The organism is Azospirillum endophyticum, from assembly GCF_016595245.1.
Classification (GTDB): domain Bacteria; phylum Pseudomonadota; class Alphaproteobacteria; order Azospirillales; family Azospirillaceae; genus Azospirillum; species Azospirillum endophyticum.
Map to the genome: position 1 here is coordinate 116,818 of NZ_JAENHM010000030.1, position 14,814 is coordinate 131,631.

The window sequence follows — 14,814 nt, forward strand, 5'->3', positions numbered from 1 at the left end:
AATGGCTAGCTGGCCGATCCTGTCGTTCGCGACCTTCCTGCCGCTCGTGGGCGTCGCGCTGATCCTGCTGTTCTGCCGGGGCAACACCCCGGACGTGCTGCGGAACGTGCGGTTCATCGCGCTGTGGACGACCCTCGTCACCTTCGTCCTGACCCTGCTGATCTGGGTCAATTTCGATCCGCGCAATCCCGGCTACCAGATGGTCGAGAAGGCGGGCTGGATCCCCGAGTTCGGCATCAACTATCACATGGGCGTCGACGGCATCTCGGTGCTGTTCGTCGTCCTCTCCGGCTTCCTGATGCCGCTGTGCATCCTGGCGAGCTGGGAGTCGGTGCAGGTCCGCCTGAAGGAGTACATGATCGCCTTCCTCGCGCTCGAAACCCTGATGATCGGGATGTTCTGCGCGCTGGACTTCGTACTGTTCTACATGTTCTTCGAAGGCGTCCTGATCCCGATGTTCCTGATCATCGGCATCTGGGGCGGCCCGCGCCGCGTCTATGCCGCCTTCAAGTTCTTCCTCTACACGCTGCTCGGCTCGGTCCTGATGCTGCTGGCCATCCTGGCCATGTACTATGTGGCCGGCACCACCGACATCCCGACCATCACCGCCACCCAGTTCCCGCGCAACATGCAGCTCTGGCTGTGGCTGGCCTTCTTCGCCTCCTTCGCGGTGAAGGTGCCGATGTGGCCGGTCCACACCTGGCTGCCGGACGCCCACGTCGAGGCGCCGACCGCCGGGTCGGTGATCCTGGCCGGCGTGCTGCTGAAGATGGGCGGGTACGGCTTCCTGCGCTTCAACATTCCGATCCTGCCGGAAGCGACCGAGTATTTCGCGCCGCTGATCTACACCCTGTCGGTCGTCGCCGTGATCTACACCTCGCTGGTCGCTCTCGCCCAGGAGGACATGAAGAAGCTGATCGCCTATTCGTCGGTCGCCCATATGGGCTTCGTCACCATCGGCATGTTCGCGCTGAACCAGCAGGGCATCGAGGGTTCGGTGTTCCAGATGCTGTCGCACGGCGTCGTGTCGGGTGCGCTGTTCCTGTGCGTCGGCGTCGTCTATGACCGGCTGCACACCCGCGAGATCGCCCGCTACGGCGGCCTCGTGAAGAACATGCCGAAATACGCGGTGGTCTTCCTGTTCATGACCATGGCCTCGGTCGGCCTGCCCGGCACCGCCGGCTTCGTCGGCGAGTTCCTGGTGCTGATGGGCGTCTTCCGCGACAACACCTGGGTTGCCGCCCTCGCTGCCACCGGCATGGTTCTGGGTGCCGCCTACGCGCTGTGGCTGTACCGCCGCGTCGTCTACGGCAAGCTGACCAAGCCGGACGTCAAGGCGATGTTCGACATGACTCCGCGCGAGATCGCGGTGTTCGTGCCGCTGATCGTCGTCGTCCTGTGGATGGGCGTCTATCCCAGCAGCTTCCTGAACGTCACCTCGGCGTCGGTCGAGCAGCTGATCCAGACCTACCAGACCAAGCTGGCCGCGTCGCACGCCGCGTCCGATGTCTCGGTCGCCGCTCGGTAAGGGGTTCTTCGACATGACCGCAGTGTTTCCCGACATCTGGCCGGCCCTGCCGGAGATTTTCCTGGCATTGTCGGGCGTCGCCCTGCTGATGCTGGGCGTGTTCCGCGGCGACGGCTTCACCCGTCCCGTCTCGTATCTCTCGATCGTCTGCATGCTGCTTGCCGCCGTCCTGGCGATGGGCTACGGCAGCGGCCGCGTGGTGACCTTCAACGGCATGTTCGTGATGGATGCCTTCGGCGTCTTCATGAAGGTGCTGGTGCTGGTCTCCGCGGCCTTCGCGGTGATCCTCGGGCTCGGCTTCAACGAGCGCGAGCAGATCGCGCGCTTCGAGTACCCGGTGCTGATGATCTTCGCCACGCTCGGCATGCTGATGATGATCTCGGCGAATGATTTCATCTCGCTGTATGTCGGGCTGGAGACCCAGAGCCTCGCGCTCTACGTCATCGCGGCCTTCCGCCGCGACAGCGCCAAGTCCTCGGAAGCCGGCCTGAAGTATTTCGTTCTCGGCTCGCTCTCCTCGGGCATGCTGCTGTACGGCGCCTCGCTGGTCTACGGCTTCGCCGGCACGACCTCCTTCGACAAGGTGGCGGCCCTGTTCGCCGGCGGCGCCCATGTCTCGCCGGGCCTGGTGATCGGTCTGGTGTTCGTGATGGCCGGTCTGGCCTTCAAGGTCTCGGCCGCTCCGTTCCACATGTGGACCCCGGATGTGTACGAAGGCGCGCCGACCCCGGTGACCGCCTTCTTCGCGGCGGCGCCCAAGGTGGCGGCCATCGCCCTGCTGACCCGCGTGGTGATTGAGCCGTTCGGCCATCTCGCCGCCCAGTGGCATCAGGTGCTGGTGGCGACCGCCATCCTGTCGATGGTGATCGGTTCCTTCGTCGCCATCATGCAGACCAACATCAAGCGGCTGATGGCCTACAGCTCGATCGGCCATGTCGGCTACGCGCTGGTCGGCCTGACCACCGGAACCCAGGACGGCGTGCGCGGCGTGCTGATCTACATGGCGCTCTACATCGCCATGAACATCGGCGCCTTCGCCGTCATCCTCAGCATGAAGGCCAAGGGCCGGATGCTGGAGGAGATCAAGGACTTCTCCGGCCTGTCCAAGACCAACCCGATGCTGGCCGCGACCATGGCGATCTTCATGTTCTCCATGGCCGGCATCCCGCCGATGGCCGGCTTCTTCGGCAAGCTCTACGTCTTCCTGGCCGCCGTCGCCGCCCAGGAATACACGCTGGCCGTGGTCGGTGTGCTGACCAGCGTCGTCGGCGCCTTCTACTACCTGCGCATCATCAAGATCATGTATTTCGATGAGCCCGCGGTGGTGGTCGACAAGGTGGACGACGACGGCATGACCGGCGTCCTGGTCATCACCAGCCTGTTCACCCTGCTGTTCTTCGTCGCCCCGGCGCCGATCCTGAACGGTGCCGCGGCGGCCGCGGCGGCTCTGTTCGCCGGGTGACATCCGACCGATGACGACATCGCTCGAAGCGGAGGCGGCGCGTCTGCGCCTGCCTCCGGGCTTCCAGGTCAGGGCCTTCGACTCCGTCGGCAGTACGAACGACGAAGCGAAGGCCTTGTCGCGTTCTGGGGCGCCCGAAGGCACGGTCGTCTGGGCGCGCCGTCAGGACAGCGGCCGTGGCCGTCGCGGCCGGGCCTGGACCTCGCCGGAGGGCAATCTTTACAGCACGACCATCCTGCGGCCCGGCCTGCCGCCGGCGCAGGCGGCTCAGGTCTCCTTCGTCGCGGCGCTGGCGATCGCCGAGACCGCCGAGTCGGTGCTGCCCGATCCGAGCGGGGTCCGCTGCAAATGGCCCAACGACGTGCTGGTGCATGACCGCAAGCTGTCGGGCATCCTCCTCGAGTCGGAGCCGGCGGCCGACGGCAGGGTGGCCTGGGTGGTGCTGGGGGTCGGCATCAACCTGCGGCATTTTCCCGTCACCGCCGATTACGGCGCCACTTCGCTGATCGCCGAAGGCGCTCCGTCGATGGGGCCGGGGGCGCTGCTGGAGGTCTATGCGGACCATTTGGCGCGCTGGTATGGCCGCTGGCGGGCCCATGGTTTCGCTCCGGTGCGCGAGGCCTGGCTGTCGCGGGCCAAAGGGCTTGGCGGGCCGATCCTGGTCAGGCTGGCCGATCGGACGATCCCCGGCACCTTCGCCGATCTGGACAGCGACGGCGTTCTGTTGCTTGATCCAACGGACGGCGGGCCGCGGCAGCGGATCGCCGCCGGCGACGTGTTCTTCGCACCGCCTTCGGCCAGCTGAGTTCAAACGCCCACCGCCTTCAGGACGCCGCCATGCTGCTCGCCATCGACGCCGGAAACACGAATGTGGTGTTCGCCATCTATGACGGCGACCGCCAGCGCGGCATCTGGCGAACGGCGACCGACCCCAAACGCACCTCCGACGAATACATGGTGTGGCTGACCCACCTGATGGCGCTCAAGGGGTTGAGGCCGGTCGACATTCACGGCGCCATCATCGCCAGCGTCGTGCCCGGCGCCACCTTCAACCTGAAGCGGCTGTGCAAGGACCATTTCGGCTGCGAGCCGGTGATCGTCGGCCAGCCGGGCGTCGATCTCGGCGCCAAGGCGCTGGTCGACCGGCCGGAGGAGGTCGGTGCCGACCGTCTGGTGAACACGGTCGCCGCCGCCGCCACCTACAAGACGCCGCTCATCGTCATCGATTTCGGCACGGCGACCACCTTCGACGTCGTGGATGCCGACGGCAATTATTGTGGCGGCGTCATCGCGCCGGGGCTGAACCTGTCGCTGGAGGCGCTGCAGATGGCCGCCTCCAAGCTGCCGCGGGTTGAGATCCAGCCGCCGGCGGAGGTGATCGGCAAGAACACCATCGCCTGCATGCAGTCGGGCATCTTCTGGGGGTATGTCGGCCTGATCGAAGGGTTGGTGGCCCGCATCCGTGCGGAGTACGGCGAACCGATGCGGGTGGTCGCCACCGGCGGATTGGCTGTTCTTTTCGCCAAGGCTACCCATGTGATCGAACACACCGACAACGAGCTGACGCTCCGCGGCCTCCTCCTGATCCACAAGCGCAACACGGTCCAATGACACAATCCTCCAAGACAGCCGCCGGAATGCCCGAAGCCCCGGCGGACACCTTCGTTCCGGAGGATGGTGCACTGTATTTCCTCCCACTCGGCGGGTCCGGCGAGATCGGGATGAACCTCAACCTCTACGGCCATCGGGGCAAATGGCTGATGGTGGATCTCGGCATTTCCTTCGCCGACGACACCATGCCCGGGCTGGACGTCATCATGCCCGATCCGAGCTTCATCGCCCGGCGCCGGGACGATCTGGTCGGGCTGGTGGTGACCCACGCGCATGAGGATCATCTGGGCGCCATCCAATATCTGTGGCCGGAGCTGCGCTGCCCCGTCTATTGCACGCCGTTCACCGCGGCCTTCCTGCGCGCCAAGCTGCACGAGAAGGGGTTGAGCGCCACCGTGCCGATCCACGAGATCCCGCTGGGCGGCACGGTCGAGGTCGGTCCTTTCTCGGTCGAATACGTCACCATGACGCATTCGATCCCGGAGCCGAACGCCCTCGCCATCCGGACCTCCGCCGGCACCGTGCTGCACACCGGCGACTGGAAGCTCGATCCCGATCCGCTGGTCGGTGAGACGGCGGACGAGGACCGGCTGCGCGCCATCGGCGACGAGGGCGTGCTGGCGTTGGTCGGCGACAGCACCAATGCGCTGGTTCCCGGAGTCGCCGGATCGGAAGCGACCGTCCGCGCCGCCCTGATGGAGCTGTTCGACCGCTATCGCGACCGCCGCATCGCCGTCAGTTGCTTCGCCACCAACGTGGCGCGGCTGGAGAGCATCGCCGCCGCCGCCGCCGCTCACGACCGCCATGTGGCGCTGGTCGGCCGCTCGCTGTGGCGAATCAACGAGGCGGCGCGGGCCAGCGGCTACCTCGCCGATGTGCCGAAATTCCTGTCTGAGCATGACGCCAGCTATCTGCCGCGGGAAAAGCTTGTGCTGATCTGCACCGGCAGCCAGGGGGAGCCGCGCTCGGCCCTTGCCCGTATCGCCGCCAACGACCATCCGCAGGTGACGCTGTCGCGCGGCGACGTGGTGATCTTCTCCTCCCGCGAAATTCCCGGCAACGAGCGCGACATCGGCCGCATGCAGAACCAGCTTGTCGCCCAGGGGGTCGAGCTGGTGACGGCGGACGAGGCGCCGGTCCATGTCTCCGGCCATCCGGCGCGCGACGAGCTGGTCCGCATGTACCAGTGGGTGCGTCCGCGCATCGCCGTCCCGGTCCATGGCGAGCAGCGCCACCAGCAGGCCCATGCCGCCCTGGCGGCGGACTGCCAGGTCCCCCACGGCATCGTTCCGGCCAATGGCGAGGTGATCCGGCTCGACGGACCGGAGGGTGCCCGTGTGGTGGCCCATGTGCGGTCCGGCCGCATGGCGGTGGACGGCAAGCGCCTGGTGCCGCTCGACACCGGCATGATGCGGGCGCGCAACCGCATGGTGAACAACGGCGCCGCCGTGGTGACGCTGGTGATGACCGCGACGGGCGAGCTGATGACCGCGCCGCAGGTGGCGGTGCTGGGGCTGATCGACGAGGCGACCGACCGCGATCTGCTGCTGGACGTGATGGATGCCGTGCGCGAGTCGGTGGCGATGCTGCCCCGATCGGCGCGGGTCGACGACGCCCAGGTGAAGGAAGCGGCACGGATCGCCGTACGCCGCTGCTTCAACGCGTCCCACGGCAAGAAGCCGGTGACGGAGGTTCATCTGGTCCGCGTCTGAGGCGGACCGGTGTATCAAGTGCCCATCAGAGCCCGCCAACGGGCCGAATAGAAAGCCAGCGAGAGGAAGCGCATGATCGGGAAGCTCAACCACGTCGCCATCGTCGTTCCGGACCTTCCGGCGGCGACGGCGCTCTACCGCGACACGCTCGGCGCCGCGGTGTCGCAGCCGGTGGATTTGCCGCCGCATGGCGTCACCGTCGTCTTCGTCACCCTGCCCAACACCAAGATCGAGCTGCTGCACCCCTTCGGGGAGAAGTCGCCGATCGCCGGCTTCCTCGAAAAGAATCCGTCCGGCGGCATTCACCACATCTGCTACGAGGTGGAGGACATCCTGGCCGCCCGCGACCGGATGAAGGCGCAGGGTGCCCGTGTGCTGGGCGACGGCGAACCGAAGATCGGCGCCCACGACAAGCCGGTCCTGTTCCTCCACCCGAAGGATTTCTGCGGGACGCTGGTGGAACTGGAACAGGCCTGATCCGGCCGAGGCTGGTGGATTTGCCGAGACGGGGCGCGCGGAGGGGTCGATGGACAATTGGGTGACGGCGGCCTTCGTCTACGTCGTCGTGTGGTGGGTGGTGCTGTTCGCGGTGCTGCCCTGGGGTGTCAGGACTCCGGAGAACCCGGAGCCCGGCATGGCTTCCTCGGCGCCGGTGGAACCGCGCATCCTGCGCAAATTCATGATCACGTCGCTGGTGGCGCTTCTGGTTTGGCTGGTGATCTTCGGCATTGAACGGTCGGGGATCATTTCCTTCCGCGACATGGCGCGGGATATGTTCTGACGACGCGCGAGGAGAGGATCGGGATGAGCCTGACCTATTGCGGGGCCGCGCCCGGCCATCCCCATCATGGTCCTTATCACGACAACGAATACGGCTTTCCCAGCAACGACGACCGCGTGCTGTTCGAGCGTCTGGTGCTGGAGATCAACCAGGCCGGCTTGTCGTGGCTGACGATCCTGAAGAAGCGGGACGCGTTTCGTGCCGCATTCGACGGCTTCGATATCGACCGCGTCGCCGCCTACGGCGAGACGGAGCGGGCGCGGCTGCTGGCCGATGCCGGCATCATCCGCAACCGCCTGAAGGTCGACGCGGTGATCGAGAATGCCCGGCGCATCATCGCGTTGCGTGAAACCCATGGCTCCTTCGACGGCTGGCTGCGCGCCCATCACCCGCTGACCAAAGCCGAGTGGGTGAAGCTGTTCGGCCGGACCTTCCGCTTCACCGGAGGCGAGATCGTCGGAGAGTTCCTGATGAGCCTGGGTTACCTGCCCGGAGCCCATCAGGCCAATTGCCCGGTGCAGGCCGTCGTTCTGGCCCGAACGCCGCCCTGGAAGACGGCGGCGGAGGCCGGCTATCGCGGGCACCAGCCCATCGAATAGGCAAAGTCCCGGTCAGAACGACGGCAATCGCCGAAAGCCTGGGCAAAAACGCAAAAACTTTGTGCAGGAGTGATCTCTGCCTCTGTTTTAGGCTTGCCATCGGCGCTGTCCGGGTCCAGTCTTTTGGAGTGACGAGGGAGGATATTCCTCCCTTTCCGACGCCTGGTGGCGATTCCTCCCTAAACTCGATAGGCCGCGCCGCTTTTGCCGCGCGGCCTTTCTTTATCCGCCGGACCACGGTCGACCGACGGAGGGCGCTTGCCGCGGACAGAAAATTTCCGCGGCGGCTCCAGAAAACGTTAACGGTTTACTTGGTAGCGTTGCTTGGCTTAGCTGGCATCGGAGTTTCCCCGAAGTCCGGGCTGTGCATTCGCCGCCGGAGGGCCATGCCGTCCGGGGGCTTTCCGTTTTGCTCCATTTCCCAGCGGGCCTTTGCCCGCTTCGGCGGGTGGCAGGAAAGGACGACAGTCGAGGCGCCGATGGCCGCGAATGAAAACGAACGGTTCGATCAGTTCGCCGCGGTTCTGTCGATTGAACTGCTGGAGCGGACCAAGAAGAGCATGGAGCTTCTGGCGCCGGAGCAGCAGCCATGCTCGATCCTGCCCTTCATCCAGACCCCATCCTTCGTGGAGTTCTACCAGGAGTTGGTGCGCGTCGGCATCCTGCCGGTGGTGCTCAGCCGCCGTCCGGTACGCGCCATCATCGGCGACGTCGATTGGGCGCGGGAGGGGCGCGAATATCTGCTGACCGTCCTCGACGATCGCTCAAACGCCGTCTTCACCGCCTGGGAATATGCCTGGGACTCGCTGTGGGACGAGCGGAAGGTCGGGCAGGACGGCGGCAGCGGAACCCAGTCCAGGCAGAAGAAGGGATTCTTCAGCGCCCTGTTCGGTCGCAAGCGCGAGGAGAAGGTCGGCAGGGGCGGCAACGAGGGCGGCGAGGGCGGCGTGATGGCCGGCCTGCACATCATGCTGACCGAACTGGCGGAAAAGCGCGGGTTCCTGCCGCTGTTTCATGACGACGTCCGCATCTTGAAGGCGCTGCCGCGCCTGAAGCCCGGCCGGGTGGCGCAGGCCTGGAAGGAAATCTCGCAGTACCATCACCAGGAATTCTACCTGCCGGAACCGGAACAGGCGAAGCCTGGGGTGACTTCGGACTGCTTGCAGAAATGGCATTACAATCTGCCGGACAAGATCGGCGAGTTCCTGGTGCTGAAGGCCGCGGTCGACCTCGAGCATGTGAACAAGCCCTTCATCGCCAAATACATCCGCCAGTCGGCGCGGACACAGGAGGAGGCGGAAAAAGGAATGCCCTACCTGTCGGTTTACTGGAAGTCCATGCGCAACCCGGCCCTGCTGGCCGAACGGCACACGCTGTGAGCGTGCGTGGAGCCCTGTGCGCCGTCCTGACGGCGTTGGCACTTCCCATGGCGTCGGCACCGACGCTTGCGCAGTCCCAGCCGGCGCTTCCTGGTCCGATCCCGCTGACGCCCGATGCCGCACGCGACCGGCCGGTTGTGGATCTGTCGCTGTGTCAGCGGTTGACCCGCCATGTGCCGGCCGCCGATGTCGAATACCGGGCGGGCGTGGACGTGAAGGGGCGTCCGGTGGCGCCGGCCGACCTGCCGGGGTCCGCCGGGGCGCAGCCGCCGATTCCCATCGATCTGCCGCTGTCGGTCGATCTCGCCCGCCGGATGGGAGTCGCCCTGCCGTCGGTGCCCTATCTGCCGGACGACATCACCGCGGTCTGGCTCAGCGTGGTCGGCGACCGTCTCTATCTCAACGGCCAGCCGGTCGACCCGGGGGCGGAGGAGCGGCTCTACGCCTATTGCCGCGCCCGTTAGGGCAAGCGACCGGGCGGCGACGCGGGGGGCTTACAGTGGACAAGTACGGGCGACCTTCCTAAAGTCGCTCACCCGCCGCCCCTTGTCCGCTCTTGTTCGCAAGGCGGCATGCGCGCGGCCTTGTCGAACACCTCGCACACGAGAACAGAGCCATGCGGCTGTCCAGCTTCTTCATGCCGACCCTCAAGGAGACCCCGACCGAGGCGCAGATCGTCTCGCACCGCCTGATGCTGCGGGCCGGGATGATCCGCCAGACCAGCGCCGGCATCTATGCCTGGCTGCCGCTGGGCTATCGGGTTCTGCGCAAGATCGAGCAGATCGTCCGCGAGGAGCAGGACGCCGCCGGCGCGCAGGAACTGCTGATGCCGACCATCCAGTCGGCCGATCTGTGGCGCGAAAGCGGTCGTTACGACGATTACGGCAAGGAGATGCTGCGCATTACCGACCGCCACGACCGCGAGATGCTGTTCGGCCCGACGAACGAGGAGATGATCACCGACATCTTCCGCTCCTTCGTCAAGAGCTACCGCCAGTTGCCGCTGAACCTCTACCACATCCAGTGGAAGTTCCGCGACGAGATCCGCCCGCGCTTCGGCGTGATGCGCGGCCGCGAGTTCCTGATGAAGGACGCCTATTCCTTCGACATCGACCCGGCCGGCGCCCGCCGCTCCTACCAGAAGATGTTCCTGGCTTACCTGCGCACCTTCGCCCGCATGGGCCTGAAGGCGATCCCGATGCGGGCCGACACCGGCCCGATCGGCGGCGACCTGAGCCACGAGTTCATCATCCTGGCCGAGACCGGCGAGAGCGGCGTCTTCTGCCACAAGGAGTGGATGGATCTGGACGTGCTGAAGGACGCCCCCGGCATGGAGGACGACCTGCAGCCCTTCTTCGATCGCGTCACCGCCATCTACGCGGCGACCGACGAGAAGCACGACCCGGCCAACAGCCCGGTTCCTGACTCGGATCTGGTGTCGGCCCGCGGTATCGAGGTCGGCCATATCTTCAACTTCGGCACCAAATACTCCAAGCCGATGAATGCCGTGATCGCCGGACCGAACGGCGAGTCGATCCCGGTGGAAATGGGCAGCTACGGTATCGGCGTATCACGCCTGATGGGTGCGATCATCGAGGCGAGCCACGACGACAACGGCATCATCTGGCCGGACGCCGTCGCTCCCTTCAACGTCGGCCTGATCAACCTGAAATCCGGCGACGCCGAGACCGACCGGGTCTGCGCCGAGCTGTATGCCAAGCTCGAAGCGGCCGGGCTGGAGGTCGCCTATGACGACCGCGACGAGCGTCCCGGCGCCAAGTTCGCCGACATGGACCTGATCGGCGTTCCCTGGCAGCTGGTCGTCGGCCCGCGCGGCCTGAAAAACGGCGTCGTCGAGCTGAAGCGCCGTGCGACCGGCGAGAAGGAAGAGCTGACGGTCGAGGCGGCGCTGGCGAAGCTGCTGGGCTGATCGGCTTAACTCGAAGAGGAAGCCCGGACCGCCAAAGTCGGCGGTCCGGGCTTTGCCCTTTTCCCGCCACGCTCACGTTCTTATGTAGGGCATCGCTTCCGCCTATCTACAGGCCCTGGCACAGGACCCCCGCCTCATGATCTTCAATGCCTTCGAACGCATGGTCGCGATGCGTTACCTCCGGGCGCGCCGCCAGGAAGGGTTCATCTCGGTCATCGCGGGGTTCTCGCTGCTGGGCATCGCGCTCGGCGTGGCGACGCTCATCATCGTGATGGCGGTGATGAACGGCTTCCGGGCGGAGCTGCTGGGCCGGGTGCTCGGCCTCAACGGACATCTGAACGTCTACAACTCGCGCGGCGGGCCGCTGCCCGATTTCGACATCCTGGCCGGCAAGCTGCGCAACACGCCGGGCGTCGTCAACGTCACCCCGACGGTGGAAGGGCAGGCGCTGGTTTCGGTGCGCGGCGTCGCGTCGGGCGCCGTCATCCGCGGCGTGCGGGCGGAGGACTTCAAGGTGCGGCCGACGCTGGCCAACAACATCGTCCGCGGCTCGGTCGACGAGTTCGGGGAGGACCGCGTCGCCATCGGCGTGCGCATGGCCCAGCGCCTCGGCCTGTCGGTCGGCGACCAGATCACGATGATCGCGCCGCAGGGCAACGTCACCGCCTTCGGCACCGTGCCGCGGATGCGCAGCTATCCCATCGGCGCGATCTTCGACGTTGGCATGTTCGAATACGACAACAGCTTCATCTTCCTGCCGCTGGAAGAGGCGCAGGCCTTCTTCCGCACCGGCGATGCCGTGACCTCGCTCGAGGTCTTCGTCAGCGATCCCATGCAGATCGGCTCCGCCCGCGCCGCCGTCCAGTCGGCGGTGGCCGGAGAGGGCAGGGTGGTCGACTGGCAGCAGTCGAATGCCAGCTTCTTCACCGCGCTCCAGGTCGAGCGCAACGTGATGTTCCTGATCCTGTCGCTGATCATCATGGTCGCCGCCTTCAACATCATCTCCAGCCTGATCATGCTGGTGAAGGACAAGGGGCGCGACATCGCGATCCTGCGCACCATGGGAGCGACGCGGGGCATGATCATGCGCATCTTCTTCCTGTCCGGCGCCAGCGTCGGCGTGACGGGGACGCTGCTGGGTCTGGCGCTCGGCGTGTCCTTCGCGCTGAACATCGAGAGCATCCGGCAGGTCATCCAGGGGCTGACCGGCACCAACCTGTTCAATGCCGAGATCTATTTCCTGTCCCATCTGCCGGCCAAGATCGACTGGAGCGAGGTGATCCAGGTGACGCTGATGGCGCTCGGCCTGTCCTTCGCCGCCACCATCTACCCGTCCTGGCGCGCCGCCCGGCTCGATCCGGTGGAGGCCCTGCGCTATGAGTGATTCCGTCGCCATGGACACCATGTTGAAGCCGATGCTGGAGCTGAAGGGCATCGTCCGCCGCTTCGAACAGGCTGGCGAGACGCTGGAGGTGCTGCGCGGCGTCGACCTGACCGTCGGCGCCGGCGAGCTGGTGGCGTTGGTCGGCCCGTCGGGTGCCGGGAAATCGACGCTGCTGCACATCGCCGGCCTGCTGGAGCGGCCGACCGGCGGCACGGTGCGCATCGCCGGGACCGAGGTGTCCGACCTGGATGACGGCAAGCGGACCGAGGTGCGGCGCCGCTCCATCGGCTTCGTCTACCAGTTCCACCATCTGCTGCCGGAATTCTCGGCGCGGGAGAACATCGTCCTGCCGCAGATGATCGCCGGCGTGTCCAAGCCGGTCGCCAAGCAGCGTGCCGACGAGCTTCTGCGCATGGTCGGGCTGGAGCAGCGCGGCACCCACCGCCCGGCCCGCCTGTCGGGCGGCGAGCAGCAGCGCGTCGCCATCGCCCGCGCCCTGGCCAACGCCCCGTCGCTGCTGATCGCCGACGAGCCGACCGGCAACCTCGACCCCCACACCGCGGAGCATGTCTTCGCCATGCTGTCGGCCATCGTCCGGCAGGCCAAGGTCGGCGCGCTGGTGGCGACGCACAACCTGGACCTCGCCCGCCGCATGGACCGGGTGCTGGAGATGCGCGACGGCCTTCTGGTGGAATACCAGCCGTCGGAGCTGGTGCCGCTGAGCGAAGCGACTCCATCGGCGAGCGAGGTGGTGCCGGAAGCGTCATAGGCCGAAAGCGGATCGTCCCCCCCGGTTGCCAAGCTGGCGCGGCGCCCCCACTCTCAAGCGCGACCGCGCCGGCTGAGCTGCGGCAACAGGCAAAACAGGGGCATCGGGGATGGACCAGCGGATCATCGACCTTTACGACGAATACACCCATGCGCCGCTGCCGCGCCGGGTCTTCCTGGAACGGCTGGCGGGATTGGCCGGCAGTGCGGCGGCCATCCCGGCGATCCTGGCGGCCATCGAGCCGAACTATGCGCGCGCCGCCATCGTCGGCGAGGATGACACCCGTCTGGCCGCGGAGAAGGTGTCGTTCCAGGGGGCGACCGGCGACGTGTCCGGCTACCTCGCCCGGCCGAAACTGGCGGACAAGGCCCCGGCTGTGGTCGTCATCCACGAGAACCGCGGCCTGAACGCCTATGTCGAGGACGTCACCCGCCGTCTCGCCACCGAGGGCTTCGTGGCGCTGGCGCCCGACCTGCTGTCGCCGCTGGGCGGCACGCCCCAGGACGCCGACAAGGCCCGTGACATGATCGGCCAGCTCGACGCCGACAAGACGGTCAACAACCTGGTCGCGGCGATGAGCTATCTGATGGCCTACCGCTATTCCTCGGCCAAGGTCGGGGCGGTCGGCTTCTGCTGGGGCGGCGGCATGGTGAACCGGCTGGCGATCAAGGCGCCCGACCTGAAGGCCGGCGTCGCCTTCTACGGCCCCACCCCGGATCCGGCGCAGGTCACGACGGTCAAGTCGCCGCTGCTGCTGCATTATGCCGGGCTCGACCAGCGCCTCAACGCCGGCATCCCCGCCTATGACGAGGCGTTGAAGAAGGCCGGCGTCGAGCACCAGATCTACATGTACGACGGCGTCAACCATGCCTTCCACAACGACACCTCGGCCGAGCGCTACAACAAGGACGCCGCCGATTTGGCCTGGAAGCGGACGGTGGAGTTCCTGAAGGCGAAGCTGGCGTAAAATCCGCCCTCTCCTTTCCCGGGAGAGGGCGCTATCCCGAAACCTGCGCCGTTTCCACCACCGTCGCATATTCGCCGTCCATATTGGCCAGCGACAGGTCGTGGACCTCCTCGGCCGTCCGCAACCGGCCGGAGCGGTCGAGGCGGGCGAAGGTGAAGCAGGCGTCGGCAACAAGACGCACGTCGTAACCCAGGTTGCCGGCCATCCGCACCGTCGCCTCGACGCTGTTGTTGGTGATGACCCCGGCCACCACCAGCGTGCCGATGCCGCGCCCGCGCAGCCAGTCGTCGAGGCCTGTGCCGATGAACGCGCTGTTCACCTGCTTGGCGATCACCGTCTCGCCAGGCAGCGGCATCGCCTCGTCCTTGAAGGGATGCCCCGGGCCGTCGGCGCTGTAGGAGGAGGCGGGGTCGCGCGAGTCGTGGCGGATGTGGACGATCGGCCGGGAGGCCGCCCGCCAGACGGCGAGCAGCGTGGCGATGTTGGCTTCGGCCTGCGGGTTGTTGCGCGGGCCGATGCGGTGCCAGCGCGGATCGTCGATGGCCTTCTGCACATCGATGATCAGCAATGCGGCGTCGGGAGGCGGTTTTTCCATGCCGTCAATCCTGCCGTTCTTGTGCGCCGCGTGACAAGTGGATTGGTTTCTGGCTCTAATCCGGCGCTTCACCCCCTTTTCCCACCCATGCGCTCGT

The 14,814-nt window shown here is 66.5% G+C and carries 15 protein-coding genes; 14 read left to right on the forward strand and 1 reads right to left on the reverse strand.

The window, feature by feature from the left end; genetic code table 11:
• Nucleotide 1: 1 nt before the first annotated feature.
• The 14 genes from JHL17_RS09975 to JHL17_RS10040 all read left to right on the forward strand — a co-directional run bounded on the left by JHL17_RS09975 (nt 2) and on the right by JHL17_RS10040 (nt 14,122).
• Nucleotides 2–1,528 (forward strand): NADH-quinone oxidoreductase subunit M, encoded by a 1,527-nt coding sequence (locus JHL17_RS09975; protein WP_200192590.1) that lies wholly within the window; start codon nt 2–4, stop codon nt 1,526–1,528.
• Between the two features lie 13 nt (nt 1,529–1,541).
• The gene (gene nuoN, locus JHL17_RS09980; RefSeq protein ID WP_200192592.1) at nt 1,542–2,990 is read left to right on the forward strand and encodes an NADH-quinone oxidoreductase subunit NuoN; all 1,449 of its coding nucleotides are present in this window, start codon (nt 1,542–1,544) and stop codon (nt 2,988–2,990) included.
• Between the two features lie 10 nt (nt 2,991–3,000).
• A complete protein-coding gene (locus JHL17_RS09985) occupies nt 3,001–3,795 on the forward strand; it encodes a biotin--[acetyl-CoA-carboxylase] ligase (RefSeq protein WP_200192594.1) in 795 nt (264 codons plus the stop codon).
• A gap of 32 nt (nt 3,796–3,827) precedes the next feature.
• The gene (locus JHL17_RS09990) at nt 3,828–4,601 is read left to right on the forward strand and encodes a type III pantothenate kinase (RefSeq protein WP_200192595.1); all 774 of its coding nucleotides are present in this window, start codon (nt 3,828–3,830) and stop codon (nt 4,599–4,601) included.
• A 26-nt stretch (nt 4,602–4,627) separates the two neighbouring features.
• Nucleotides 4,628–6,313: a ribonuclease J gene (locus tag JHL17_RS09995; protein ID WP_200192597.1), complete on the forward strand. Its 1,686-nt coding sequence runs from the start codon at nt 4,628–4,630 to the stop codon at nt 6,311–6,313.
• A gap of 72 nt (nt 6,314–6,385) precedes the next feature.
• Nucleotides 6,386–6,790 carry a methylmalonyl-CoA epimerase gene (mce, locus tag JHL17_RS10000; RefSeq protein ID WP_200192599.1) on the forward strand — a complete coding sequence of 135 codons (405 nt, stop codon included), beginning with the start codon at nt 6,386–6,388 and terminating at the stop codon, nt 6,788–6,790.
• A gap of 49 nt (nt 6,791–6,839) precedes the next feature.
• Nucleotides 6,840–7,094 (forward strand): DUF1467 family protein, encoded by a 255-nt coding sequence (locus JHL17_RS10005; RefSeq protein WP_200192601.1) that lies wholly within the window; start codon nt 6,840–6,842, stop codon nt 7,092–7,094.
• Nucleotides 7,095–7,117: 23 nt separating this feature from the next.
• On the forward strand, nt 7,118–7,693 hold the full coding sequence (locus tag JHL17_RS10010) for a DNA-3-methyladenine glycosylase I (RefSeq protein WP_200192603.1): 576 nt from the start codon (nt 7,118–7,120) through the stop codon (nt 7,691–7,693).
• A gap of 479 nt (nt 7,694–8,172) precedes the next feature.
• Nucleotides 8,173–9,072, forward strand: a complete 900-nt coding sequence (locus JHL17_RS10015) for a hypothetical protein (RefSeq protein WP_200192605.1) — start codon at nt 8,173–8,175, stop codon at nt 9,070–9,072.
• Nucleotides 9,069–9,536 (forward strand): hypothetical protein, encoded by a 468-nt coding sequence (locus JHL17_RS10020; RefSeq protein ID WP_200192607.1) that lies wholly within the window; start codon nt 9,069–9,071, stop codon nt 9,534–9,536. The genes JHL17_RS10015 and JHL17_RS10020 overlap by 4 nt, the downstream gene beginning before the upstream one ends.
• 152 nt (nt 9,537–9,688) lie before the next feature.
• Nucleotides 9,689–11,002: a proline--tRNA ligase gene (gene proS, locus JHL17_RS10025; RefSeq protein WP_200192608.1), complete on the forward strand. Its 1,314-nt coding sequence runs from the start codon at nt 9,689–9,691 to the stop codon at nt 11,000–11,002.
• A 136-nt stretch (nt 11,003–11,138) separates the two neighbouring features.
• Nucleotides 11,139–12,386 (forward strand): lipoprotein-releasing ABC transporter permease subunit, encoded by a 1,248-nt coding sequence (locus tag JHL17_RS10030; RefSeq protein ID WP_200192610.1) that lies wholly within the window; start codon nt 11,139–11,141, stop codon nt 12,384–12,386.
• Nucleotides 12,379–13,155, forward strand: coding sequence for an ABC transporter ATP-binding protein (locus JHL17_RS10035; RefSeq protein WP_247893438.1), 777 nt, complete (start codon nt 12,379–12,381; stop codon nt 13,153–13,155). Before JHL17_RS10030 ends, JHL17_RS10035 begins: the two co-directional genes overlap by 8 nt.
• A 109-nt stretch (nt 13,156–13,264) precedes the next feature.
• Complete coding sequence (locus JHL17_RS10040) at nt 13,265–14,122, forward strand: dienelactone hydrolase family protein (protein WP_200192612.1); 858 nt, start codon at nt 13,265–13,267, stop codon at nt 14,120–14,122.
• Nucleotides 14,123–14,153: 31 nt separating this feature from the next.
• Here the strand turns inward: JHL17_RS10040 and JHL17_RS10045 are convergent, their stop codons facing one another.
• On the reverse strand, nt 14,154–14,717 hold the full coding sequence (locus tag JHL17_RS10045; RefSeq protein ID WP_200192614.1) for a cysteine hydrolase family protein: 564 nt from the start codon (nt 14,715–14,717) through the stop codon (nt 14,154–14,156).
• Nucleotides 14,718–14,814: the final 97 nt, after the last annotated feature.